Raw genomic sequence first — 24,288 nt, forward strand, 5'->3', positions numbered from 1 at the left:
GGCATGGACCGCAATGATCAGGTGACCTCTGCCCTGGAGGAGGCGCGGGCGGCTGCCCGGGTACTCGGCATCGATGTCGACACCGGACCGCTGCAGGTCGACCATGACCGCCCGAAGGTCTCCTACGCCTTTGAACTGCAGGGCGGTTTCGACGCCCCGGATGTCGCCGCCATCGAGGATGCCCTCGAGGAGATCAGCGGGGTCCGCGCCCGCATCGTCGTGCCCGCCGACAGCGGCGCCACCGCCTGGATCACCGCCCCCGACACCCTCGACCCGGATGCCCTCGCGCAGGTCATCGGCGGTTTCGGGGTGCGGGCCGTCCTCAGTGACTCCTCCCTGCGCCGGCGCCTTTTGCGCCCCGACCCCGTCGACCGCACCCGCCCCGCCGTCCGCGCCAGCCGCCTGCCGTGGAAGTACCGGCGGCACCTGGAGGACGAGGAACGCAGCCTGGAACGCGCGCGCCGCTCCGGGTTCCTTGGCGGGCAGGAGGACCGCGCCCGCCTGGCGGAGAACGCCCAGCCCAAGGACCTGCTGTTCACCGCCCGTGATCTGCTCACCCCGCTGCGGCTCATCATCTGCCTCATCCTGGCCGTGCCGATCATGCTCCTGTCCTACCTCCACGAGCTGCAGTTCGACGGCTGGCAGTGGCTCACCCTCGCCCTCGCGCTACCGGTCGTGACGTGGGGCGCGTGGCCCTTCCACCGGGCGATGGTGGGCGGCGCCCGGCGCGGGCTGACGGCGCTCGACGCCGCCAGCTCGGTGGCGATCCTGGCCGCCACGGTGTGGTCGATCGTCATGCTCCTGTTCACCCCGGCAGGGGAGATGGGGTGGCAGTCCACCCCGCACTGGTTCGCCTTCCAGCAGCAGCGCATCGTCGACGGGGAACTCTTCCTCGACGTGGCGTGCGGCATGACCGTCCTGCTGCTGGCCGGGCGCCTGCTCACCATGCGCACGCGCGTCAGCCTGCTCGAGGAGATGGACGCCCGGCGCCCGGATGCGCAGCAGCTGGTGCGGCTGGCCCCGAAGTCCCGGCTGCCGGGCGCGCCCGCCCGGGAGGAGGAGCGCATCCCCCTGCAGGAGCTCAACGTCGGCGACGACATCATCGTCCAGGCGGGGGAGATCATCCCGGTCGACGGCACCGTCGTCGGTGGCTCGTGCACCATCGACCGCGGGCTCATCAGCACCGGGGGTCGGGAGACCGAGCAGGTCAAGGTCAACTCCTACGTCCACGCCGGGTCGAAGAACCTCGACGGCCGACTCAAGGTGCGCGTCGTCCACACCGGTCACCGCACCCGTTCCGCCGCGATCCACCGCTGGGTCAACGACGCCAACATCCAGCAGTACCAGTCCACGCTCCTGTCGACGCGGACGGCGGCCATGCTCATCCCGGCGGCCCTCGGCCTGGCGCTGCTCGACTTCATCCTGTGGGTGCTCATCGCCGGTAACTTCAACGCCGCCTTCGCCACCGCCCTGGCGGTGCTCGCCTCGGTGGCGCCGGTGGCGCTGGCGCTGTCCCCGGCCCTGGCCATCCGCCACGGCATCGAGGCCGCCGCCCGCCACGGCATCCTCATCCGCGACGGCGCCACGGTGCGCCGGACGGAGATGATCGACACGGTCATCTTCAACCGGGTGGGCACCCTGGCGGAGAACGACATGCACGTCGAGTCCGTCACCGCCGCGCACGGGGAGAACCCGGAGCTGGTCCTGCGGGTGGCGGGCGCCCTCGCCCTCGAATCGGACCACCCCGTCTCCCGGGCCCTGGTCAAGGCTGCGCGCGAGGCGCGCGACACCGGCGCCGGTGGCGAGGACGTCCCGCACTGGATCGACGTCTCCCACGCCGAGGACGACGGCGAGGGCCGCTTCCGCGGCCTCGTGGACCTGCCCCTCCGGGCGCGGGACGGCACCGTCACCGTCACCCAGGTGGAGGCCGTCCTGTGGCGCCCGCGCACCATGTCGCAGCTGCGCGGCCGCCTCGCCGCGGCGGTGGTCTCGGGAGGTACCCCGCTCGTCGTGCGCTGGAAGGGGAAGGACCGCGGCGTCATCTCCCTGCACGACAACGTCAAGCCCGACGCCGAGGACGCCGTCGAGCAGCTGGAACAGCTGGGCATTGAGACGGTGATGCTGTCGCGGGACACGTACCCGGTGGCGCGTCGATACGCGGACCGCATCGGCATCTCCCAGGTCCTGGCCGGTATCGCCCCGGGGCGCAAGCCCCACACCGTGCGCGCCGTGCACACCCAGGGGGCGACGGTGGGCATGGTCGGCGACGTGTCCGTGCTGTCCTCCCTGCGGGTGGCGGATGTCGGAATCCTCATGGGCGACAGTGACACCCGGGACGAGGTCGACCACATCGCCCATTCGGGCCACCCGGATGTCGACATCATCGTCCTGCGCCGGGACGTCTCCGCGATCCCGGACCTCATCGCGCAGTCGCGCCGGGTGTGCCGGATCATCGACACGAACATCATCTTCGCGTGGACCTACAACGGCATCGCCCTGCTGGCCTCGGTGGCGGGTGTCCTGCACCCCATGGCGGCGACGGTGCTCATGCTCGGGTCCTCGCTTCTCATCGAGGCCCGCTCCAACAGCGCCCGCACTTTCCGCCGCTGATTACCCCCGACTCCAACTTTTGGACCACAATGGTGGGCATGACTCGTCGTGATATCCCTGATGCCCCGCTCCTCGCCGCCGCCGCCGGCCGTACCCCCTCCCGCACGCCCGTGTGGTTCATGCGCCAGGCCGGCCGCTCGCTGCCCGAGTACCTCAAGGTGCGCGAGGGCATCTCCATGCTCGACTCCTGCTTCATGCCGGAGCTGCTCGCCGAGATCACGATGCAGCCGGTGCGTCGCCACGATGTCGACGCCGCCATCCTCTTCTCCGACATCGTCGTCCCCCTGCGCGCGGCGGGCGTCGGGGTGGAGATCGTCGCCGGCCGCGGCCCCGTCATGGACAAGGCCATCACCACCCGCGCGGACATCGACGCCCTCCCCATCCTCGAGGAGGACGTCACCGAGGTGCAGGACGGCATCCGCATCATCCTCGACGAGCTCACCGACACCCAGACCCTCATCGGTTTCGTCGGGGCCCCCTTCACGCTGGCCAGCTACCTCGTCGAGGGCGGGCCCAGCAAGAACCACGAGAAGACGAAGTCCATGATCCACGGTGATCCGGATTCCTGGCACGCGCTCATGCAGCGCCTCACCCCGACGATAATCGCCTTCCTGCGCCAGCAGATCGACGCCGGCATCGACGCCATGCAGCTCTTCGACTCCTGGGCCGGTTTCCTCACCGAGCGGGACTACCGCGAGCACGTCCTGCCGTACTCCGTGGAGATCCTCCGCGAGATCGAGGGCGAGATCCCCCGCATCCACTTCGGCGTGGGCACCGGAGAGATCCTCGGCGCCATGTCCGAGGCCGGCTCCGAGGTCATGGGCGTCGACTGGCGCGTGCCGCTCGACGCCGCCGCCGAGCGCATCCACGCCGCCTCCGGGCCGAAGGTGCTGCAGGGCAACCTCGACCCGGCGATCCTCTTCGCCGGCCGCGACGCCGTGGTCTCCGAGGTCGCCCGCATCAAGGGCGAGGCCGCGCGCGCCATCGACGCCGGGCATGCCACCGGGCACATCTTCAACCTGGGTCACGGCGTCCTGCCGAACACCCGGGCCGAGGACATCACCGAGGCCGTCGCCATCATCCACGAGGAGAACTGAGCGTGACCAGGTACGCCATCATCGGCGCCGGCCTCGCGGGGCTCACCGCGGCGTGGGAGATCCGCCAGTCCGACCCGGACGCGCTTATCGACGTCTTCGAGGCGGAGGACCGCATCGGCGGCAAGCTGCACACCGTGCCCTTCGACTCCGGCCCCACGGACATGGGTGCCGAGGCCTACCTGGCCCTGCGCTCCGACGCCACGGACTTCTTCACCGGCCTCGGCCTCGGCGATGACCTCGTCAGTCCCTCCGGGGCGCGCTCCCTCGTCTACTCCGGTGGCGAGCTCCACCCGCTGCCCGGCGGCGGCGTCATGGGCATCCCGGCCAGCTCCGCCCCCGTGCGCGACCTCGTCTCCGCCGAGACGGCCGCGCGTATCGACGCCGAGGGCGAGGCCCCGGCCATCGACTGGGAGGTGGGGCAGGACGCGAGCGTCGGCACGCTGGTGACGGAGCGCTACGGCGCGGAGGTCACCGACCACCTGGTGTCCGCCCTGCTCGGCGGGGTGTATTCGTGCGCCGCCGAGGACCTGGGGATCCGGGCCACCGTCCCGCAGCTGGCTGCGGCGCTCGACGAGCTGGCGGAGAGCGGACAGAAGGTCACGCTCTCGGCGGCGGTGCAGCTGTGCGAGTCCCGACGGACCCCGCGCGACCCGGGCTCCACCCCGACGCCGGTGTTCGCGGCCTTCCGCCACGGTTACGCCCAGGTCTACGAGGCGCTGGCGGAGCAGGCGCAGGCGGACATCCACCTCGACGCCTTCGTCGCCGGGATCGCCCGTGACCTGCGCGGATACCACCTCAAGGGCCCGGGGGTCTCCCCGGAGGCCCCCTACGACCGGCTCCTGGTGACCACCCCGGCCCCCACCACCGCGGTCCTGCTGCGGGAGGTCGCCCCGGAGGCGTCCGCCGCGCTGCGGGCCGTCCAGCTGGCCTCCTCCGTGGTCGTCGGCATGAAATTCGACTCCGCCGCGGGACTGCCGGACAACTCCGGCATCCTCGTCGCCGTCGATGAGCCGGGCGTGCGGGCGAAGGCCTTCACGTTCTCGTCGAAGAAGTGGCCGCACCTCGGCGCCCGCGGCGGGGCCCTGGTCCGCGCCAGCTTCGGCCGCTTCGGCGATGACGCCCTGGTGCGCGCCGAGGAGGACGTGCTCGTCGACGCCGCCCTCGACGATCTCGAGCACATCACCGGTTTCGACGGCCGCGCCGCCGGCCTCTCCGAGATCTACGTCCAGCGGTGGTTCGGCGGGCTGCCGCGCTACGACGAGACGCACCTGGCCACCGTCGCCGCCGTCCGGGAGGGCGTGGCCGGGGTGCCGAGCCTCGAGGTCGCCGGCGCCTGGGCCGGGGGAGTGGGCGTGCCGGCGGTCATCGACGACGCCCGCGCCGCCGCCGCCCGGCTCATGCAGGTAGGATAGGCCCTCGACATCAGCCCGGGCCTCCCGGGCCCGGACGAGGGAGCCGTACCCGGTGTTGCGACAAGACGGCCAGAAGAGGTCGTCTCATGTCCTGGATCATTCTCGTGCTCTCTGGCGCCTTTGAGGCGGTGTGGGCCATCGCCCTCGACCGCTCCGTCGGATTCACCCGACTGTGGCCCTCGGTGGTCTTCTTCGCCGCCCTCATCGTCTCGATGGGCGGCCTGGCCATCGCCCTCAAGCAGCTGCCGGTGGGCACCGCCTATGCCGTGTGGGTCGGCATCGGCGCGTCGCTGGCCATCATCTGGTCCTTTGCCACGGGGCAGGAGATGTTCTCGCTGGCGAAGGGCTTCTTCCTGGTCATGATCATCGGCGGCATCATCGGACTGAAGGTGGTCAACTGAACGGGGGGAAAGTTTAACCCCGGTTGACCCCGGTCGTATGATGGTGGCCATGACTGTGACGCCCCTGACCTCCGCACGCACCCAGCAGTCCGCGCAGCTGCACGACCGGGCCCGGGCCGTCATCCCCGGCGGGGTGAACTCCCCGGTGCGCGCCTTCGGTTCCGTCGGCGGGCAGGCCCGCTTCATCGAGTCGGCCCACGGCTCCACGCTCATCGACGTCGACGGCAACGAGTACGTCGACCTCGTCTGCTCCTGGGGGCCCATGCTCAACGGCAACGCCCACCCGGAGATCACCCGCGCCGTCGTCGACGCCACCGCCCACGGCCTGTCCTTCGGGGCGCCGACGGAGGCCGAGATCGACCTGGCCCAGATGATCATCGACCGCACCTCCGTGGAGAAGGTCCGACTGGTCAACTCGGGCACGGAGGCCACCATGTCCGCCGTGCGCCTGGCCCGCGGCTTCACGGGTCGTTCCAAGATCATCAAGTTCGAGGGCTGCTACCACGGGCACGTCGACGCGCTGCTGGCCGCCGCCGGCTCCGGGGTGGCCACCTTCGCGCTGCCGGATTCCCCGGGCGTCACCGGCGCCTCGGCCGCCGACACCATCGTCGTGCCCTACAACGACGTCGCCGCCGTCCGGCAGGCCTTCGCGGAGCACCCCGGGGAGATCGCCGCGATCATCACCGAGGCCGCCGCCGGCAACATGGGCACCGTCGCCCCCCGGGAGGGTTTCAACGCCACGCTCAAGGAGATCGCCCACGCGGACGGCGCCCTGCTCATCATGGATGAAGTGATGACCGGCTTCCGTACCTCCTACTCCGGGTGGTACGGCGTCGACGGCGTGGCGGGAGATCTCACCACCTTCGGCAAGGTCATCTCGGGTGGCCTGCCGGCCGCGGCCTTCGGCGGGCGCGCCGACATCATGGAACACCTCGCTCCCGCGGGCCCCGTCTATCAGGCGGGCACCCTCTCCGGGAACCCGGTCGCGGTGGCGGCCGGCCGGGCCTCGCTGCGCCTGGCTTCCGAGGACATCTATCCGACACTCCATGCCCACGCCGACCGCCTCAGCGGGCTCATCTCGGAGGCGCTCAGCCGCGAGGGCGTGGCCCACCACATCCAGCGCGCCGCGACGATGTTCTCCGTGCGTTTCGCCGAGGGGGAGGGCCACAACTTCGCCGACATGCAGGCCGCGGACACCTTCCGCTTCCCGCCCTTCTTCCACGCGCTGCTCGACCACGGCGTCTACGCCCCGCCGAGCGTGTTCGAGACCTGGTTTGTGTCGACCGCCCTGAGCGACGATGATTTCACCCGTATCGAGGACGCCCTCGTCCCCGCCGCCCGCGCCGCCGCAGCTGCAGCCACCGCCTGAAGGAACAGACATGTCGCACACGATCGTCCATCTCATCCGCCACGGTGAGGTCCACAACCCGGGGCGCATCCTCTACGGCACCATCCCCGGCTACCACCTCTCCTCCCGGGGGCGTTCCCAGGCCGCGCGCGTGGCACGCACCTTCGAGGACCACGACGTCACCTACCTCGGCGCCTCGCCCCTGCAGCGCGCCCAGGAGACGGCGGAGCCCTTCGCGGAGACCCTGCTTCTCGACGTCGACACCGTCGCCCCCATCGTCGAGGCCGGCAACCGCTTCGAGGGCCTGCGCACCAAGGGTTGGCGCTCGCAGCTGTGGAACCCGGTGCGCTGGCCGCTCATGCGTAACCCGCTGCAACCGAGCTGGGGCGAGGCCTACGCGGACATCGCCGCCCGCATGATGGCCGCCGTCGAGGACACCCGGCGCCGCGCCGAGGGCCACGAGGCGATCCTCATCAGCCACCAGCTGCCCATCGTCATGGTGCAGCGCCACGTCATGGGCCTGCCCCTGGCGCACGCCAGCCGTCAGTGCGAGCTGGCCTCGGTGACCTCGCTCGTCTTCGACGGCGCGGACATCACCGACATCTTCTACACCACCCCCGCGAAGGACATCTGACATGCGCCTGCGTCTCGTCGCGGCGCTGCTCGCCGCCACGTCGCTGACACTGGGGGCCTGCAGCCAGGACTCGGACTCCGCGAAGAACGCCGTCGCCGTCGGCGGCACCTTCCAGTTCCACTCGCCGGGCGGGCAGACCGAGATCTTCTACGAGGAATCCGAGCGCGCCCCGCTGCCCGACTTCTCCGGCGACTCCCTCATGGAGGAGGGAAAGCAGATCTCCCTCTCCGATTACGCGGGTGAGGTGGTCATCCTCAACGCCTGGGGTCAGTGGTGCGCGCCGTGCCGCTCCGAGGCCGATGACCTGCAGCGGGTCCAGGAGGAGATCGCACCGCACGGCGCCACCATCCTGGGCATCAATGTCAAGGACTACAACCGCACCATCGCGCAGGACTTTGTCACCGACAACGGCCTGAGCTACCCCTCGATCTACGATCCGCCCTTCCGCTCCGCGGCCGTCCTCGGCGGCGTGCCCTCCTCGGTCATCCCGACGACGATCATCCTCGACCGCCAGCACCGCCCGGCCGCGGTGTTCCTCAAGGAGGTCACGGACCAGGAGCTTCTCGACGCCGCCCGGCCCCTCATCGAGGCCACCGAGTGACCGATCTCGGGCAGCTCTTCGCCGACGCCGCCGCCTCCGGGCCCCTGCTCCTGGGCCTGCTGGCCGCGGCGGCCGCCGGTCTGGTCAGCTTCGCCTCCCCGTGCGTGGTGCCCCTCGTGCCCGGCTACATGTCCTACCTGGCGGGCATTGTCGGCGGCGAGGTGCGTCACGACGCCGAGCACGGCGCCGTCGTGACGAAGAAGCGGCAGTGGGCCGTCGCCGGGGCGGCACTGCTGTTCATCCTCGGGTTCACGGTCGTGTTCGTGCTGGCCACGGTGACTGTGTTCGGGGCGATCAGCATGCTCACCCTCAACGCGGAGACGCTCATGCGCGTCGGCGGTGTCATCACCATCCTCATGGGCGTGGTGTTCATGGGCATGATCCCGGCGCTGCAGCGCGACACCCGCATGGCCCCGAAACGGTGGAGCACGTGGGTGGGGGCGCCGCTGCTCGGCGGCGTCTTCGCCCTCGGCTGGACCCCCTGCCTCGGGCCGACGCTGGCGGCGATCATCTCCGTATCCGCGGGCACCGCGGGCATGACCGCCGCCCGCGGCGTCGCCCTCATCATCGCGTACTGCCTGGGGCTGGGCCTGCCCTTCCTGCTCATCGCGCTGGGTTCCGCCCGGGCCATGCGCACGATCGGCTGGCTGCGCCGGCACTCCCGCCGGGTGCAGATCCTCGGTGGCGTCCTCATGATCCTCGTGGGGATCGCCCTGCTCACCGGCGTGTGGGCGGACTTCATCAACTTTGTTCGTCAGTGGACCGTCGAGTACGGCGCCACCATCATCTAGGAAGTCGTCGTGACGTATCTCAAGAAGGCCTGGAACTGGCTGACCAGCATGCGCACCGCCCTGGCGCTGCTGTTCCTGCTGGCGGTCGCCGCCATCCCCGGGGCCCTGCTGCCGCAGCGCTCCCTCAACGAGACCAACGTCAACGAGTACATCGAGAACAACGGCCGCCTCGCCGAGGTCTACGACCGCCTGCAGCTTTTCGACGTCTTCGAGTCCACCTGGTTCCTCGCCATCCTCGTCCTGCTCACCCTCTCCCTCGTCGGCTGCATCCTGCCGCGCTCCTGGGACCACTACGTGGCGTGGAAGACCCCGCCCACCCGGGCGCCGAAGAACCTGGCCCGCCTGCCGCTGCACGCCGCAGGGGGCGTCGATAAGCCGCTCGACGAGGTCACCGAGCACGCCCGCACCCTGCTGAAGCGCTGGCGGACTGCGGAGTACACGCCGGAGGAGGACCGCGCCGGGAAGATCTCCCTGGCCGCCGAGCGCGGCTACGCCCGCGAGCTGGCGAACCTGCTCTTCCACCTGGGTCTGGTGGGCATGATCGTCACCGTGGCGCTGGGCCGGATGGTCTACTACGAGGGGCAGGTGATCGTGGTCACCGAGTCCGGCAACTACGAAACCCCGCCCATCGACCAGAACACCGAGTTCTGCAACACCTCCACCGCCAACTTCGACTCCTTCCGCGCCGGCCCGCTGTTCGACGGCACCGGCCTGACCACCTTCTGCTTCGACGCCCACAACTTCTCCGCGGACTACCTGCCCAACGGCCAGGCCGAGATGTTCACCTCCGACGTCTCCTACGCCGTCGGCGCGGACATCACCCGCCCGAAGTCCGAGTGGCAGGACTACCAGCTCAAGGTCAACCACCCGCTGCGCATCGAGGGCGACCGCGTCTACCTGCAGGGCCACGGCTTCGCCCCGACCTTCACCGTCACCTGGCCGGGCGGCGAGACCCGCACCCAGACCGTCCAGTGGCGCCCGGACGACCTCACCTTCTTCCTCTCCTCCGGCGTCATGCGCTTCGACCCGCCCGCCGGACTGCACCCGGAGCTCTTCGAGCGCCGCCAGAATCAGCTGGCCATCCAGGGGCTCTTCGCCCCGACTGCCCAGTGGGACGGCGAGAACAACGAGCTGCTGACCTCCCGTTTCCCCGCGATGACCGACCCGGCCGTGGCCATCGACATCTATCGCGGCGACGCCGGCCTGGACACCGGGCGCGCCCAGTCCATCTTCGACCTCGACCCCACCCTGCTCCACTCCGGGCAGCTGCAGAAGATCGAGCGCGTCAACCTCACCCGCGGCGAATCCGTCACCCTCGACGACGGCACCGAGGTCACCTTCGACGGCGCCAGCGAATTCGCCAATTTCCAGATCTCCCGCGACCCCTTCCAGCCCTGGGTGCTGGTGACCACCATGATCATGCTCGCGGCGCTGGTCGGCTCGCTGCTCATCAAGCGCCGCCGCATCTGGATCCGCCTCAGCCCCCTGGAGAACGGCGGCACGCACGTCGAGCTCGGCGGCCTGGCCCGCACCGACCGCGCCGGCTGGGGCGAGGAGTTCGAGCGCATCCACCGCGAGCTGCTGGGACTGCCCGATCCCGACGAGACCGACGAGGATCTCCTCGTCCCTGAGGACGCCCGACTGATCTCCAACTAAAGTTGGACTGACCTGGTCCGGTGGGGTAGCGTCACTGGGGAAAATCGTCGGCCCAACCTCGAGGGTGTCCCCCATGCCTGTCAATCAGACTCTCTCCAACTTCTCGGACGTGGCGTTCCAGTCCGCCTTCATCATCTACGTGCTGGCGCTGGTGCTCTCGCTCATCTACTACGGCCGCATGCAGGGCGTCATCGACGCCCGCCGTGCTCTCGCCCGCGCGGAGAAGAAGGAGCTCGTCGCCGTGGGTGACGGCGGCTCCACCGTCGTCGACGACGTCCCCGAGCTCGCGGAGGTCGAGCGCCTCGAGGCCCGCGCCAACAAGTTCGGCGGCATGACCCAGTCCCTCGTCTGGCTGGGCATCATCGTCCACGCGGTGTCCGTGGTGCTCCGCGGCCTGGCGACCAATCGCTTCCCCTTCGGCAACCTCTACGAGTACGTGCTGGTCACCACCGCCTTCATGATGATCGGCGCCGCCGTGGTCATCCAGCGCAAGGAATGGCGCATCGTCTGGCCCTGGCTGCTCGTGCCCATCCTCGCGCTGCTCTTCTTCGGTGGCACCAAGCTCTACGCCGACTCCGCGCCCGTCGTCCCGGCGCTGCAGTCCAACTGGCTGCCCATCCACGTCTCCATTGTCTCCACCGGCGCCTCCATCGGCATGCTCTCCGGCATCGCCTCCCTGCTCTACCTGCTGCGTATCTGGCAGCCGCAGGGCCAGGAGCGTGGCTTCTTCGGGACCATCGCCAAGCCGCTGCCCAGCGCCAAGAAGCTTGACGCCATGGCCTACCGCACCGCCATCCTCACCCTGCCCGTCTTCGGACTGGGCATCGTCCTCGGTGCCATCTGGGCAGAGGCCGCGTGGGGACGTTTCTGGGGCTGGGACCCCAAGGAGACGGTCTCGCTCATCTCCTGGGTGCTCTACGCCGCCTACCTCCACGCCCGCGCCACCGCCGGCTGGCGTAACTGGAAGGCCGCCTGGATCAACATCGCCGCTCTGGCCACGACCATCTTCAATGTCTTCTTCATCAACATGGTCGTCTCGGGCCTGCACTCCTACGCCGGGCTGAACTAGAGCACCCCGTCGAAGGCGGTGCCCCGCAGCGCATTCCGGTACTCCTCCCGCCCGCGTGAATTCGAGGAGGCGGGCGGACTGATCTAGACGTTTCGCGCTAGACTGTGGCCCTAACACCGTCCGCGTGAGGAGTGAGAGCAGTGACAGGAACCTCTGCACCCAGAAAGAAGACGGGCAAGCCGGCAGGCGATGATCCGGTGCTGCTCGAACTCGGCGCTCAACTGGCCCAACGCCGCCGTGACATCGGGGCGCTGCAGGCCGATATCGCCGAGAAGGCCGGCGTCTCCCGGTCCACGCTCCACACCATCGAACACGGTGGGACGGGGGTCCGGTGGGAGAAGGTCGCCGCCGTCGCCCACGCGCTGGGGCTGACGATGAACTTCGAGGCCACCGCTAGCGCAGGCGAGGCATAAGGAATTTCTCCACGCCCCGCACGATCCACCCCAGCGGGCGGGCCGCTCCCGAGGCCCCGCGCGCGACGGGCCGCAGCACTCCCCGGGCGGCCAGTTCCGGCCCGATGCGCCCGAGCAGCAGGACTGCCGCAGGCATGGGGCGGATGAACAGGGTGATCTCGGAGATGAGGCCCGCCTCGTCGAGACGCAGCCACTGAATCTCCTCGAGGTTCTGCGCGCCGAGGCGGTTGCGCCCATGGAGCACCCAATCGCGGTCGGCTCCGGTGACGCGGTGGATGACGATGTCGTCGAGAAGCACGAACGCCGCCTCGAAGACGGCGATGACCTCGTCCGGCCCCCGGAACGAGAAGCCGTCCGTGAGCGGGGAGATGAGGTGGACGTCCGGTGCCAGGCAGGCCCGCATGGCGGCGAGGTCGCCGGAGCGGTCGGCGTCAGTCCACCGGCTGATCGTCGTCGGGTTCACGATAACGCTCCTCCGCCCGCTTGCGACGCTCCTCCTCCTCGCGCTGCGCGGCTTCGCGCGCGCGGCGCTCCTTGAAGCGGTCCTTCTCGATCTTCCACAGGAACTCTTCGTCGTCGTCCGGCCCCTTGACGGCGCGCGGTGGCGGGGCCGCCTGGTTGCGCTTCCAGGTCTTCGGTCCGAAGGCCTTCCACACGAGCACAATGGCGACGACAATCAGCAGAATCAGTAAGACGCGTCCCATGCTGCCCACTGTACGGGCCGAAGTAGACTGCAGGTGTGACTGCACCTGAAAATCCCCGGCACCCGTCCGACGCGCCCCCGGAACTCGATCCGCGGGTCCGCCGCCAGGCCAACCTGGCGCTGCTCAAGTACGGCGGTGCCCGCCTGGGGTTGTTCGTGGTGCTCACCATCATCATTCAGCTCTTCGCCGTGCTTATCGACGCCCCCGTCCCCCTCGTCATGTCCGCCCTCCTCGCTCTGCTGGTGGCGTTCCCGCTGTCCATGCTCGTGTTCAAGGGCATGCGCGTGGAGGCGAACCGTTCCGTGGGGGCGTGGAACGCGCAGCGCCGGGCCCGCAAGGAGTGGGTGAAGCGGGAGCTGGAGTCCCGCTGACCACTGCCCGCCCGCCGGGCGGCGTCAGCGGCCGAAGAGCAGCGCGATCGCCAGCATCACCGGCAGGGAGCCGAACGTGGTGAGGAAGACCGTGTCACGCGCGATGATCATGCCGCGCTGATGCGAGGCGGCGAAGTTGTACACGTTCTGCGCGGCGGGCAGGGCCGCGAGGATGACGGAGGCGTAGAGCTCGTTGCCCTCCAGCCCCAGCGCCCGGGCGATGCCCCACGCGATGAGCGGCATACCGACCAGCTTGAGGGCCGTCGCGGCGATGGTGCCCGGGCGATCCGCCGGGGTGGTCAACGGGGCCGTGTTGCGCAGCGAGGCGCCGAAACTGATGAGGATCATGGGGATGGACGCCCCACCGAGGATCTCCAGCGGGCGCATGACCGGATCTGGGATGTGCAGGCCGACCAGAGCCACGACCAGGCCGAGCACCGAGCCGATGACCACGGGGGAGAACACCGCGGTGCGCACCGGACCCCAGATCCGAGCCAGGCGGGAGCGCCCACCCGCCTCCTCAGCGACCAGTCCGGCGAGGATGAAGGGCGTGAACACCACCATCTGCAGCACCAGCACGGGCACCACGTAGGTGGCCTCGCCGAGGACGTAGATGCTCACCGGCAGGCCGATGTTGACGGAGTTGAAGTAGCAGGACGAGGCCGCGCCCATCGTCGTGGTGGGGATGTCCTGCCGGAACAGCAGCACCGAGGCGAGAATGTACAGCGCCGCCGTGGCCACCGTGGCGCAGAAGATCACCAGGATGACCGGTGAGAACAGCGTCTGGGCGTCCGACTTCGCCACCGAAGTGAACAGCAGCGCCGGTGAGGCGGCGTAGAAGGCCACGCGGTTGAGCACGAGGCGTTCGCGGTCATCACCGATGACCCCCGTGCGCGAGAGGATCACGCCGACCGCGATGACCGCCAGGATGATGGCGAAGCCGGTGATGACGCCGGTCATCTACACCCCCGGGGCGTTGAGGAAGAGCACCACCGCAGTGATGACCGCCCACAGCAGCATCGCCTGCCCGGTGGACTTGATCAGCGGGATGAGAGCGGGGCCCGTCGCTCCGCGCAGCGCGAGCAGGATGCCGCCGACGGCCAGCGGCAGTGCCAGCAGGCCGAGCAGCAACGGAAGCAGCGTGAACGCCAGGACGAGGGACACCGCGAAGGGGGTCAGCGCAAGGGCGGTGTAGACGCGGCGGGTGGCGTGGTCGCCGAGGCGCACCGCGAGGGTGACCTTCCCCGCGGCGGTGTCCGAGGGGATGTCGCGCAGGTTGTTGGCCAGGTTCACCGACGAGGAGATGGCACCGATGGCCACCGCCCCGCCGAGACCGATCCAGGACACGGCCCCCGCCTGCGTGTACTCGGTGCCCAGCACGGCGACGAGCCCGAAGAAGAGGAACACCGCCACCTCGCCCAGGCCCCGGTAGCCGTAGGGGTTGCTGCCGCCGGTGTAGAACCAGGCGCCGAGAATCGCCAGGGCGCCGACGAGGATGAACCACCAGGCGCTCGACAGGGACAACGCGATGCCGGCCACCGCGGCGACGCCGAAGGCGAGGAAGGCGGCGAGCTTGACGTGCGCGGGTTTCGCCAGGCGGCCGCCGGTGAGGCGCGCCGGGCCGGTGCGGTCCTCGTCGGTGCCGCGGATGCCGTCGGAGTAGTCGTTGGCGTAGTTGACGCCCACGATGAGCGCCCACGCCACCACCAGGGCCAGCAGTGCCCGCCACCAGGAGAAACCACCCGCGTAGGCGGCGGCGCCCGAGCCGACGATGACGGGGGAGAAGGCGTTGGGCCAGGTGTGCGGGCGGGCGGCCTGCCACCAGTCCCGGGCCGTGGCCGGATAGGGGTGTTGATCAACGGACATGGGGCCATTGTGGCCCATCGCCGTGGTCACGCAATGTTGAGGGTCCCGCCAAGCGGAGGGCGGCGGGCGAAAGTAAGGTGGTGCAGGCTATGTGGATCTCATATGTGCTCGGCCAGGCGGTCAGCTTCTTCTTCACTCTGTTCCGGATGATTCCGCTGGCGTGGAACAACCGCTTCTCCCGGCGGCGTTTCCCGCAGGCAGGCGAGGTGATCATCTCGCTGACCTCGCACGGCGAGCGACTCAGCCGTGTCCACTACACCCTCGAGTCCATCGTGCGCGGGCACGTCAAGGCGCCGGTGGTGCTGTGGCTGGACCGGAAGGATTTCGACGCCGAGTGGCCGAAGACCCTCCGCCGCCTGGTCAAGCGCGGCCTCCAGGTGCGCTGCTCCGACGGGCTCTACGGGCCGCACACCAAGTACTGGGGGCAGTTCCGTGAGGTGGCGGGCACGGCGACGCGGGTGGCCACCATCGACGACGACATGATCTACCCCGAGTGGTTCCTCGAGCGCCTGCTGTTCATCGGTGATCTGCGCAATGACGTGGTCATCGCCTACCGCGCGCACCGCATCGAGCTGCGCGACGAGGAATTGCTGCCCTACGTCAAGTGGACCGCCGCCGACACCTGCCGGGCCAGTTTCCTGCACTTCGCCACCGGGGTGTCCGGGGTGCTCTACCCGCCGAGCTTCATCGACTTCGTCGTGGAGCAGGGCGATGTGTTTCAGCAGCTCACCCCGCGTGCCGACGACGTCTGGCTCCACGCCTGCGCCCTGCGTTCCGGGCATCGCGTCCGGCAGGTCTATTCGCACCCGCGCAACTTCGCGGTGGTGCCCTCGACGCAGGCGGGTGCGCTGGTCATCGGCAACACGCTCATGGGCGGCAACGATGAGCAGATCGACCGTGTGTATTCCGCGGAGGATGTGGCCAAGCTCGTCGCGGCCAGCCGCTCCGAGGATTAGAAGAGCTTCTCGACGCCCCGCCGGTCCACCTTCCCCGGCCCCGTCAGCGGCAGGGCCTCCAGGCGGCGCAGCTCCTTGGGCAGCTGCCAGCGGGGGAGGTGGTCGAGCCCCTCAATGACCTCGCCCGGGGTGGCGGTCCCGGTGTAGGCGGCGACGATGGCCTGCCCGAGCCGCGGGTGCGGAACCCCGACGACACAGGCCCCGGTCACCCCGCGCACCCCCAGCAGCGCCTGCTCCAGCACTTCGGGGTGCAGCTTGAGGCCGCCGGAATCGATGACCGCGTCGAGGCGGCCGGTGACGTGGAGGCGGCCATCCGCGATGTGCCCGGCATCCGTGGTGGCGAACCAGCCCTCCTCCGCGAAGGCCGCGTGACCGGGCGCGTTGCGGTAGCCGAGGGCGATCATCGGCCCGCCGAGGTGGATACGTTCCCCCTCGACCCGGACGCGCGCGCCGGGCAGCGGGCGGCCGTCGTAGACGCAGCCGCCGGCGGTCTCCGAGGAGCCGTAGGTGGTGACCACCGTGATCTGCATGTCCGCCGCCGCGCGGGCGAGCTGGGGGTTGAGGGCGGCGCCGCCGACGAGGACGGCGTCGAAAAGCCGGAGCGCCTCGATGCCCTGCAGTGTATCCATGAGTTTGGCCAGCTGCATTGGGGTGAGGGAGGTGTAGCAGCGGTCGCGGGTGGCGTGGAGCTCGGCGGCGGCGCGGGCGAAGCGGGGGGTGTGGAAGCCGGTGCTCAGGTCGAGCGCCAGCGGGTCGACCCCCGCGACCAGCGAGCGGATGAGCACCTGCAGCCCGGCGATGTGGTGGGCCGGCATGGCCAGCAGCCACTGGCCCGCGCCACCGAGGTGCCGGTGGGTGGCGTCGGCGCTGGAGACCAGGTTCGCCGGGGTGAGCTGGGCGCCCTTCGGCGTGCCCGTGGAGCCGGAGGTGGCCACCACCAGGGCGATCGACGGGTCGATGGGTCGGCCCGCCTCCTGCGAATCCTGCAGCAGCGCGGCCCGGGCCGGGTCGTCGGCGGGCACCGGCAACAGGGTGCGCTGCCCGGCGATGGCCTCCTCCAGCGACGGCAGGAGCGCGAGGGGATCGCGCGGATCGACGACGAGGGGCTCCAGGAGGCGGGTCACGTGCGTTGATCCTAGCGTCCGGCCTGCGGCGGGGTGCTGATCACACCACCAGGTCCGCCCGCTCCCACGGCCGGTGCCGGTCGAGGAACGGGATCTCCGCGGCCATCCACTCGTCCCAGAATGTCTCCGCCTCCGCGCGGGTGCCGTTGACGCCGCTGGCCACATCACGCGCCAGGCCGCGTTCGCGGGCCACGGCGAGGTCCACGTCGACCCAGATGAGGGCGTCGACATAGGGGGCGGCCTCGAGACGCCCCGCGCCGGTGCCCTCGACGATGAGGAGGTCGGTGTCGGCCGGTACCTCGATGGCTCCCGGCCGGCCCATCCGCACCCAGCCCGGCGGGCGGTAGGACACGGCCGTGCCGGCGCGGTAGGGGAGGAGGATGGCGTCGATAAGCAGCTCGGCCCAGTCGAAGAAGGAGTGGTGCCAGGCGAGATCGTCGGTACCCACCACGCACGCCGCGCCGTGCTCGGCGGCCAGGCGCCGGGCGAGGGTGGTCTTGCCGCTGGCGCCGTGGCCGTCGATCGCCAGGACGGCGCGGGGCGGGAGAGCGAGGTGGGAGAGCATCAGTAGTAGTAGGGGAACTGATCCCAGTCGGGGTCGCGCTTCTCCAGGAAGGAGTCGCGGCCTTCGACGGCCTCGTCGGTCATGTAGGCCAGGCGGGTGGCCTCGCCGGCGAAGACCTGCTGGCCCATGAGGCCGTCGTCGGTGAGGTTGAACGCGAACTTGAGCATGCGCTGGGCGGTGGGGGACTTGCCGTTGATCTCGCGCGCGACCTGGATGGCCTCCTCCTCGAGCCGGCCGTGGTCGGCGACGATGTTGACCGCACCCATGCGCTGCATCTCCTCGGCGGAGTAGGCGCGGCCGAGGAAGAAGATCTCGCGGGCGTACTTCTGGCCGACCTGCTTGGCCAGGTAGGCGGATCCGTAACCGGCGTCGAAGGAGCCGACATCGGCGTCGGTCTGCTTGAAGCGGGCCTCCTGGCGGGAGGCGATGGTGAGGTCGCAGATGACGTGGAGCGAGTGCCCGCCGCCGGCGGCCCAGCCGTTGACCACCGCGATGACCACCTTCGGCATGGTGCGGATCAGCCGCTGCACCTCGAGGATGTGCAGACGCCCGCCCTCCACCTTGGTGCGGGCCTCGTCGACGGTGTCGGCGGTCTCGCCGGAGGCGTAACGGTAGCCGCTGCGGCCGCGGATGCGCTGGTCACCACCGGAGCAGAAGGCCCAGCCGCCGTCCTTCTCCGCAGGTCCGTTGCCGGTGAGCAGGACGGTGCCCACATCCGGGGTGCGGCGCGCGTGGTCGAGGGCCCGGTAGAGCTCGTCGACGGTGTGCGGGCGAAAGGCGTTGCGCACCTCGGGGCGGTCAAAGGCGATGCGGACGATGCCGTCCCGGCGCTGCGTGCCCACGTGGCGGTGGTAGGTGATGTCGCTGAGGTCCTCGAAACCCTCGACCGCCCGCCACTGGGTGGCGTCGAAGGGGTTGTCTGTGCTGTAGGTCATGGACTTCAGCTTAGGGTGAGGCCCTCCGCATGGTCGGTGATCACCCGGGCGAGGCGGATGTCGCGGGCGGTCACTCCGCCGACGTCGTGGCTGGACAGCGCGACGTCGACCTGCCCGTACGTGAGGGTGAGGTCGGGGTGGTGGTCGGCCTCCTCGGCGGAGGCGCCGATGAGGTTGACCAGGCGGAGTCCGGTGGCGAAATCGCCGGTGTCGAAGGTGGCCGTGAGGTGGTCGCCCTGGTTCTCCCAGCCGGAGAGCTCGGCGTCGGCGATCTGGGCGGCGGTGAGGATCTGCTTCGGATCGGTCATGGGGGCCATTGTGCGGAAGAAGCTACGCTGGCGCCATGAAGCTGCTGCTGACCTCGTTTCTGCACGATCGTCTCGCCGAGCACGTCTCCGGAACCGTCGCCTACATCTCCGACGCCGCCCGCTCCTTCGGCGACGCCCCCTGGGTGAACACCGAGCGTGACGGCCTGCGGGCGCACGGCCTGCAGCTGGTGGAGCTGCCGCTCGCGGACACGCCGCCGGCGGAGGTGGACCGGATCCTCGGCGAGGTCGACGCCGTGTACGTCGCCGGCGGGGAGACCTTCGATCTGCTCCACGTGCTGCGCAGCACCGGGACCGACGAGATCCTCACCCGCCGGGTGCGCGCGGGCCTCACCTACGTCGGGTGTTCGGCCGGGTCAGTCATCGCGGGCCCCGACATTGAGCCGTGCCGCCTGCTCGATTCCCCGGACATCGCCCCTGACCTGCGCGATTACGCAGGCCTCGGCCTCACGGACCTGGTCGTCATCCCGCACGCGCAAGGCAGCGAGGTGTTCCCCATCGACCTCTACGCCGAGACGGTGCGCCAGTTCGGGGAGCGCTGGCCGCTCGTCCTGCTCCGCGACGGCCAGGCCCTGCTCATCGAGGACGAGGAGGTCCGCCTACTGTGAATCCCATGCACATCGACGACATCCTCGACCGCGCCCACGTCGTGTCCCTGCCCATGGCGGTGCGCTTCCGCGGCGTCGACACGCGGGAGGCCCTGCTTATCGACGGCCCCGCCGGCTGGGGAGAATTCGCCCCCTTCCTCGACTACGACGAGGTCGAGTCCGCCGCCTGGTTGCGCGCCGGGCTCGAGGCCGCCTTCACGGGCTTCCCGGCCCCCCGTCGCACCCTCGTCGAGGTCAATGCCACCGTGCCCGCCGTCTCCCCCGACGAGGTTCCGGCGGTGCTGGACCGCTACCCGGGATGCCGGGTGGTGAAGGTGAAGGTGGCGGAGAAGGGCCAGACCCTGGCGGACGATGTCGCGCGCGTCCGGGCGGTGCGCGAGGTGCTGCCGGGGGCGCTCGTGCGTGTCGACGCCAACCAGGCCTGGACCGTCCCCGAGGCCCTGGAGGCCGCCCGCGCCCTCGGCCCCCTCGACTACCTGGAGCAGCCCTGCCGTTCGGTGGAGGAGCTGGCGCAGCTGCGCGGCGAGCTCATGCGCGCCGGGATGTTCGTGCGCGTCGCTGCGGACGAGTCGATCCGCCGCGCGGCCGACCCCCACCGCGTCGCCGAGCTGCGCGCCGCCGACGTGGCGGTGCTCAAGGTCGCGCCGCTCGGGGGTGTGCAGCGCGTGCTCGAACTCACCGACCACCTGCGCGCCCGACACATGGACGTCACCCTCGCCTCCGCGCTGGACACGGCCGTCGGCATGAACGCCGGCCTGGCGGCACTGGCCGCCCTGCCGGTCCTCGAGGATGACGACGGCCTCGACGTTCCCCCCGCCGCCGCGGGCCTGGCCACCGGGTCGCTCTTCCTCGCGGACGTCGCCGCGCCGCGCGAGCTTGTCGACGGCCACCTCTCCGTCGCCCCCGTCGACCCCGACCCCGCGCGCCTCGCCGCCCTGGCGGCCCCCGCGCAGCGCCGCGACTGGTGGTTCTCCCGCCTTCGCCGGACCTGGCCGCACGTGTAGGTTGAGCCCCATGAACGATGACGACACCCGCTACCTCGGCCCCACCGGCGGCGACCGCCCCCGGCAGTACTTCCCCGGCGAGGGCGACCCCGTCTACCAGGAGCCTGCGTACCAGGAGCCCGTGTACCAGGAACCCGCCTACCAGCAGCCGGCGGCGAAGTCCTCCGGCGGTGGTGCGCTGCCCATGGTCCTGGGCATTCTCTTCGGACTCACCCTGCTGGCCGCCGCGCTGTTCTTCTTCCTCTGGCGCGGCGCCGCCGCGGAGGCCAACAAGCCGGTCGAGCCGGTGACGGTCACCCAGACGACGTCGCTGACCGTCACCCAGACGACCACCGAGCGGGCCCTGCCCACGGAGCTGCCGTCGGAACTGCCCTCCGAGCTGCCCTCGGAGCTGCCGGAGGTCGACCTCGAGGGCTGGCTCAATGATCTGCTGGGTTCCCAGCCGACGCAGTAGGTGCAGGCGCGCTCAGTAGACTCGTCCCCATGGATATCGAGTCGATGGACCTGGCGCAGCGCGTCGTCGCCCAGCTTTCCCGCCACGTCAGTGATGTGGTGCTGTGCCCGGGTTCGCGCAATTCCCCGTTGAGCCTGGCCCTGCTCGCGCGCCCGGACATCAAGGTCCACGTGCGTCACGATGAGCGCAGCGCCGCCTTCCTCGCCCTCGGCCTGGCACGGGTGCAGAAGCGCCACGTGGCGGTGGTGATGACCTCCGGCACCGCCGTCGCCAACACCCTCCCCGCCCTGGTGGAGGCCCATTATGCGCACGTTCCGCTGGCGGTGGTCAGCGCCGACCGTCCGCGCCGCATGCAGGACACGGGCGCCAGCCAGACCATCGACCAGGTGGGGATCTTCGGGCGCTACGCCACGACGACCGAGGTGAGCGGCAGCCAGGACATCCCGTTCCTGGCGGAGGCCTTCACCACGCAGCTGCAGGTGCATATCAATGTGGAGTTGGATGCCCCGCTCGTCGGCAAGCACCTGCCGGAGGCACCCGGCGACCGGACGCTGGGGCGCGCGCCCCTGCCGCGGCCGCACCGGCACGGCGAGGTCGCCGTGGATCTCAGCCGTCCGACCCTCGTCATCGCCGGGGACGAGGCCTGGACGGTGGAGGGGCTGGAGGACGTGCCGACCATCGCCGAGCCGACGGCGCCGGCGCCGTATCATCCGGTGCATCCGCTGGCCGCGGCGTTGTTCCGCAAGCCGCAGATCAGCGCGAACGACTACGTGGTGGACACGAAGCCGGAGCAGGTCATCGTCGTCGGGCACCCGACGCTGCACCGGGATGTGCTGGCCCTGATCAGTGACCCGGACATTGAGCTGATCACCCTGTCCCGCACCGCCGACTTCACCGACCCCCGCCCGGATTCCCGCCGCGGCAGCGCCGTCACGGTCACCGGCGAGCCCTCGCAGCAGTGGATGCGGATCTGCCAGGCGGCCTCGGATCTGGCGGCCGACACCGTGCGCCTGGTCATCGCCGACCCGGCCCACGGTTTCACGGGGCTGCACGTCGCGGCGGCGATCTCCGACACCCTGGGCACCGGCGACACCCTCGTGCTGGGGGCCTCCAACCCGGTGCGCGACGCCAGTTTCGTCGGCCTGCCGTATGACGGGGTGGACACGTATTCGCCCCGGGGGGCCGCGGGTATCGACGGCACCGTCTCCCAGGCCGTCGGCATCGCCCTGGCCACCCAGGCCGCCCACCCGGATGAGCCGCGCGCGCCGCGGACCGTCGCGCTGCTCGGCGACGTCACCTTCCTCCACGACATCGGCGGTCTGCTCATCGGGCCGGCGGAGACGCATCCGGAGAACCTCGTCATCGTGGTGGCCAACGACGACGGCGGCGGCATCTTCGAGACCCTCGAGATCGGCGCGCCCGGCCTGCGCGCCAGCTTCGAGCGCGCCTTCGGGACCCCGCACGGGGCGTCGCTAAGTGACCTGTGCGCCGGCTTCGGGGTCCCGCACCGGGCGGTCACCGAGCTCACCGAGCTTCTCGACGCCCTCAGCGAGCCCCATGACGGACTCAGCGTCATCGAGGCCCGCACGACGCGGGCCACCCGCCGCGCGATGCACGAGGCACTGCGTCGATGAGGCAGAGCATCGCGCGGCGCGGCCGCCAGCTGGTGCTCCTCCTCTATGTGGCGGCGCTGCTCGGCGCGGTGTCCATGGTCATCGGCCCCGCCCTCAATGACCGGAACATCGCCGCGGATCCCGGGCGCGCCCTGGCGACCGTGACGGGCGTGAGCTGGTTGCGGACCACAATCGATTACCGCGATGAGGAGGGCATCTACCACTCCCCGCCGACCGGCCTGCTGTACCCGACCGGGCTGGGGGAGGGCCAGCGGGTGTGGGTGACGTACGCGAAGTCCGATCCCGATCTGGTCAAGGTGGAGGGCCGCGCCTGGACGCTCTCACTCATCCCGGCGTGCAGCGTCGCACTAGTGACAACGGTTATCGCTGCCGTATTGTGGTGGGCACTGGGGCGCGCGACGCGCCCGCGGGCCAGTTCACCGAAAGTTAGCCCGGAATTGAGCTGACGCTCAGGACGATGTTGCCTAGGTAGGAGATCATGTCACCCATGCGTGTTGCGATCGTCGCCGAGTCCTTCCTGCCCAACGTCAACGGTGTGACGAACTCGGTGCTCCGGGTCCTGGAACACCTCCACCGGGAGGGGCATGAGGCGATGGTCATCGCCCCGGGGGCCCGGGATTTCCAGGAGGAGATCCACGAGTACCTAGGTTTCGAGATCGTCCGCGTGCCCACCGTGCGCATGCCGCTCATTGATTCGCTGCCGATCGGCGTGCCCAACGCCACCGTCACCGATGCGCTGCGGGAGTTCCAGCCGGACATCATCCATCTCGCCAGCCCCTTCGTGCTCGGCGCGGCCGGCGCCTTCGCCGCCCGCCAGCTGCGGATTCCGGCGGTGGCGCTCTACCAGACGGATGTCGCGGGTTTCGCCACGAAGTACCACCTCGCCCCGCTGGCGGCGGCCGCCTGGGAGTGGACGCGCCACATCCACAACATCTGCCAGATGACGCTGGCGCCCTCCTCGCTCACCATCGCTGACCTCGAGGGCCACGGGATCCACAACGTCCGTCACTGGGGGCGCGGCGTCGACGCCGTCCGTTTCCACCCGGACAAGCGGGACCCGGTGCTGCGCCGCCAGTGGGACCGCTCGGGGCGCAAGAAGATCGTCGGTTTCGTCGGCCGCCTCGCCGCGGAGAAGGGCGTGCACCGCCTCGTCTCCCTCCACGAGCGCCGGGACATCCAGCTGGTCATCGTCGGAGATGGCCCCTCCCGGGCGGAGCTGGAGTCGCTCATGCCCAAGGCCGTGTTCACCGGTGCCCTCGGGGGCGAGGAGCTGGCCCGCGCCTACGCCTCCCTCGACCTGTTCGTCCATGCCGGGGAGTTCGAGACCTTCTGCCAGGCCATCCAGGAGGCCCAGGCCTCCGGTGTCCCCACCATCGGCCCCCGGGCCGGCGGCCCGGTCGACCTCATCCAGGAGCGCTACAACGGGCTGCTTCTCGACGTCGACACGTTCACCCGCGACCTGCCCACCGCCGCCGAGTGGCTCGTGCACCCCGAGCGGCACGAGGCCCTGCGCCAGAACGCGCGGACCTCGGTGCAGAACAAGACGTGGGAGGCGCTGTGCGAGCAGCTCCTCGGCTACTACGCGGAGGTCATCGAGGAGACCCGGCGGGTTCCGCTCACCTTCTTCGGGCCCCGCCCCGAGCTGCCCCTGTGGGCGGCGAAGGCGCTGGGCGCCCGCGTCGCCTGAGGAGCTGCTGACCTAGACTGAA

General features: G+C 70.4%; 27 protein-coding genes and 1 riboswitch. Of the genes, 19 read left to right on the top strand and 8 right to left on the bottom strand.

Annotated features, from left to right (window positions below; all coding sequences use genetic code 11):
* Window positions 1-3: 3 nt before the first annotated feature.
* The 11 genes from ACFPUZ_RS10740 to ACFPUZ_RS10790 all read left to right on the top strand — a co-directional run bounded on the left by ACFPUZ_RS10740 (window position 4) and on the right by ACFPUZ_RS10790 (window position 12,032).
* Window positions 4-2,610: a heavy metal translocating P-type ATPase gene (locus ACFPUZ_RS10740; RefSeq protein WP_377001900.1), complete on the top strand. Its 2,607-nt coding sequence runs from the start codon at window positions 4-6 to the stop codon at window positions 2,608-2,610.
* Between the two features lie 38 nt (window positions 2,611-2,648).
* Window positions 2,649-3,707: a uroporphyrinogen decarboxylase gene (hemE, locus tag ACFPUZ_RS10745; RefSeq protein WP_377001901.1), complete on the top strand. Its 1,059-nt coding sequence runs from the start codon at window positions 2,649-2,651 to the stop codon at window positions 3,705-3,707.
* 2 nt (window positions 3,708-3,709) lie between these two features.
* On the top strand, window positions 3,710-5,119 hold the full coding sequence (locus ACFPUZ_RS10750) for a protoporphyrinogen oxidase (protein ID WP_377001902.1): 1,410 nt from the start codon (window positions 3,710-3,712) through the stop codon (window positions 5,117-5,119).
* Between the two features lie 9 nt (window positions 5,120-5,128).
* Window positions 5,129-5,193, top strand: a riboswitch (guanidine-III (ykkC-III) riboswitch).
* 12 nt (window positions 5,194-5,205) lie between these two features.
* Window positions 5,206-5,520 (top strand): DMT family transporter, encoded by a 315-nt coding sequence (locus ACFPUZ_RS10755; protein WP_377001903.1) that lies wholly within the window; start codon window positions 5,206-5,208, stop codon window positions 5,518-5,520.
* 40 nt (window positions 5,521-5,560) lie between these two features.
* Entirely contained in the window at window positions 5,561-6,889 is a 1,329-nt protein-coding gene (gene hemL / locus ACFPUZ_RS10760; RefSeq protein ID WP_377002262.1) for a glutamate-1-semialdehyde 2,1-aminomutase, read from the top strand.
* A 10-nt stretch (window positions 6,890-6,899) separates the two neighbouring features.
* Window positions 6,900-7,502: a histidine phosphatase family protein gene (locus ACFPUZ_RS10765; RefSeq protein ID WP_377001904.1), complete on the top strand. Its 603-nt coding sequence runs from the start codon at window positions 6,900-6,902 to the stop codon at window positions 7,500-7,502.
* Between the two features lies 1 nt (window position 7,503).
* Window positions 7,504-8,103 (top strand): TlpA family protein disulfide reductase, encoded by a 600-nt coding sequence (locus ACFPUZ_RS10770; RefSeq protein ID WP_377001905.1) that lies wholly within the window; start codon window positions 7,504-7,506, stop codon window positions 8,101-8,103.
* Entirely contained in the window at window positions 8,100-8,894 is a 795-nt protein-coding gene (locus ACFPUZ_RS10775; RefSeq protein ID WP_377001906.1) for a cytochrome c biogenesis CcdA family protein, read from the top strand. Before ACFPUZ_RS10770 ends, ACFPUZ_RS10775 begins: the two co-directional genes overlap by 4 nt.
* Before the next feature lie 48 nt (window positions 8,895-8,942).
* On the top strand, window positions 8,943-10,550 hold the full coding sequence (locus ACFPUZ_RS10780; RefSeq protein WP_377002263.1) for a cytochrome c biogenesis protein ResB: 1,608 nt from the start codon (window positions 8,943-8,945) through the stop codon (window positions 10,548-10,550).
* 73 nt (window positions 10,551-10,623) lie between these two features.
* Window positions 10,624-11,619: a c-type cytochrome biogenesis protein CcsB gene (ccsB, locus tag ACFPUZ_RS10785; RefSeq protein WP_377001907.1), complete on the top strand. Its 996-nt coding sequence runs from the start codon at window positions 10,624-10,626 to the stop codon at window positions 11,617-11,619.
* A gap of 140 nt (window positions 11,620-11,759) precedes the next feature.
* Window positions 11,760-12,032, top strand: coding sequence for a helix-turn-helix domain-containing protein (locus ACFPUZ_RS10790; protein WP_377001908.1), 273 nt, complete (start codon window positions 11,760-11,762; stop codon window positions 12,030-12,032).
* Here the strand turns inward: ACFPUZ_RS10790 and ACFPUZ_RS10795 are convergent.
* Complete coding sequence (locus ACFPUZ_RS10795) at window positions 12,013-12,495, bottom strand: nuclear transport factor 2 family protein (RefSeq protein WP_377001909.1); 483 nt, start codon at window positions 12,493-12,495, stop codon at window positions 12,013-12,015. The two genes, ACFPUZ_RS10790 and ACFPUZ_RS10795, sit on opposite strands and share 20 nt — an antisense overlap.
* Complete coding sequence (locus tag ACFPUZ_RS10800) at window positions 12,464-12,736, bottom strand: hypothetical protein (protein ID WP_377001910.1); 273 nt, start codon at window positions 12,734-12,736, stop codon at window positions 12,464-12,466. Before ACFPUZ_RS10800 ends, ACFPUZ_RS10795 begins: the two co-directional genes overlap by 32 nt.
* A 35-nt stretch (window positions 12,737-12,771) precedes the next feature.
* Here ACFPUZ_RS10800 and ACFPUZ_RS10805 point away from each other — a divergent pair, with 35 nt between their 5' ends.
* Entirely contained in the window at window positions 12,772-13,107 is a 336-nt protein-coding gene (locus ACFPUZ_RS10805) for a DUF4229 domain-containing protein (RefSeq protein WP_377001911.1), read from the top strand.
* A 24-nt stretch (window positions 13,108-13,131) separates the two neighbouring features.
* Here ACFPUZ_RS10805 and ACFPUZ_RS10810 read toward each other — a convergent pair whose 3' ends face one another.
* A complete protein-coding gene (locus ACFPUZ_RS10810) occupies window positions 13,132-14,067 on the bottom strand; it encodes an AEC family transporter (RefSeq protein WP_377001912.1) in 936 nt (311 codons plus the stop codon).
* Window positions 14,068-14,973, bottom strand: coding sequence for a 1,4-dihydroxy-2-naphthoate polyprenyltransferase (locus ACFPUZ_RS10815; RefSeq protein WP_377001913.1), 906 nt, complete (start codon window positions 14,971-14,973; stop codon window positions 14,068-14,070).
* An 89-nt stretch (window positions 14,974-15,062) separates the two neighbouring features.
* On the opposite strand from ACFPUZ_RS10815, the gene ACFPUZ_RS10820 reads away from it, so the two are divergent.
* On the top strand, window positions 15,063-15,929 hold the full coding sequence (locus tag ACFPUZ_RS10820; protein ID WP_377001914.1) for a glycosyltransferase: 867 nt from the start codon (window positions 15,063-15,065) through the stop codon (window positions 15,927-15,929).
* Here ACFPUZ_RS10820 and menE read toward each other — a convergent pair.
* The 4 genes from menE to ACFPUZ_RS10840 are packed head-to-tail and all read right to left on the bottom strand — an operon-like array spanning window position 15,926 to window position 18,861.
* A complete protein-coding gene (menE, locus tag ACFPUZ_RS10825; RefSeq protein ID WP_377001915.1) occupies window positions 15,926-17,053 on the bottom strand; it encodes an o-succinylbenzoate--CoA ligase in 1,128 nt (375 codons plus the stop codon). The genes ACFPUZ_RS10820 and menE overlap by 4 nt on opposite strands.
* A gap of 40 nt (window positions 17,054-17,093) precedes the next feature.
* Window positions 17,094-17,618, bottom strand: coding sequence for a uridine kinase family protein (locus ACFPUZ_RS10830; protein WP_377001916.1), 525 nt, complete (start codon window positions 17,616-17,618; stop codon window positions 17,094-17,096).
* Window positions 17,618-18,553 (bottom strand): 1,4-dihydroxy-2-naphthoyl-CoA synthase, encoded by a 936-nt coding sequence (locus ACFPUZ_RS10835; RefSeq protein WP_377001917.1) that lies wholly within the window; start codon window positions 18,551-18,553, stop codon window positions 17,618-17,620. Before ACFPUZ_RS10835 ends, ACFPUZ_RS10830 begins: the two co-directional genes overlap by 1 nt.
* Before the next feature lie 5 nt (window positions 18,554-18,558).
* Window positions 18,559-18,861: a 4a-hydroxytetrahydrobiopterin dehydratase gene (locus ACFPUZ_RS10840; protein WP_377001918.1), complete on the bottom strand. Its 303-nt coding sequence runs from the start codon at window positions 18,859-18,861 to the stop codon at window positions 18,559-18,561.
* A 35-nt stretch (window positions 18,862-18,896) separates the two neighbouring features.
* Between ACFPUZ_RS10840 and ACFPUZ_RS10845 the strand changes: the two genes are divergently transcribed.
* Genes ACFPUZ_RS10845 through ACFPUZ_RS10870 form a run of 6 tightly spaced genes read left to right on the top strand, consistent with a single transcriptional unit; the run spans window position 18,897 to window position 24,266 of the window.
* On the top strand, window positions 18,897-19,487 hold the full coding sequence (locus ACFPUZ_RS10845; protein WP_377001919.1) for a Type 1 glutamine amidotransferase-like domain-containing protein: 591 nt from the start codon (window positions 18,897-18,899) through the stop codon (window positions 19,485-19,487).
* Window positions 19,484-20,491 carry an o-succinylbenzoate synthase gene (locus tag ACFPUZ_RS10850; RefSeq protein ID WP_377001920.1) on the top strand — a complete coding sequence of 336 codons (1,008 nt, stop codon included), beginning with the start codon at window positions 19,484-19,486 and terminating at the stop codon, window positions 20,489-20,491. Before ACFPUZ_RS10845 ends, ACFPUZ_RS10850 begins: the two co-directional genes overlap by 4 nt.
* 10 nt (window positions 20,492-20,501) lie before the next feature.
* Entirely contained in the window at window positions 20,502-20,945 is a 444-nt protein-coding gene (locus ACFPUZ_RS10855; protein ID WP_377001921.1) for a hypothetical protein, read from the top strand.
* A 29-nt stretch (window positions 20,946-20,974) separates the two neighbouring features.
* Window positions 20,975-22,579 (top strand): 2-succinyl-5-enolpyruvyl-6-hydroxy-3-cyclohexene-1-carboxylic-acid synthase, encoded by a 1,605-nt coding sequence (gene menD / locus ACFPUZ_RS10860; RefSeq protein WP_377001922.1) that lies wholly within the window; start codon window positions 20,975-20,977, stop codon window positions 22,577-22,579.
* Window positions 22,576-23,025 carry a DUF3592 domain-containing protein gene (locus ACFPUZ_RS10865; protein ID WP_377001923.1) on the top strand — a complete coding sequence of 150 codons (450 nt, stop codon included), beginning with the start codon at window positions 22,576-22,578 and terminating at the stop codon, window positions 23,023-23,025. The genes menD and ACFPUZ_RS10865 overlap by 4 nt, the downstream gene beginning before the upstream one ends.
* 41 nt (window positions 23,026-23,066) lie before the next feature.
* Complete coding sequence (locus ACFPUZ_RS10870; protein WP_377001924.1) at window positions 23,067-24,266, top strand: glycosyltransferase family 4 protein; 1,200 nt, start codon at window positions 23,067-23,069, stop codon at window positions 24,264-24,266.
* Window positions 24,267-24,288: the final 22 nt, after the last annotated feature.

Origin of the sequence: Corynebacterium nasicanis (assembly GCF_042658165.1) — a bacterium.
GTDB classification, from domain to species: Bacteria; Actinomycetota; Actinomycetes; order Mycobacteriales; family Mycobacteriaceae; genus Corynebacterium; species Corynebacterium nasicanis.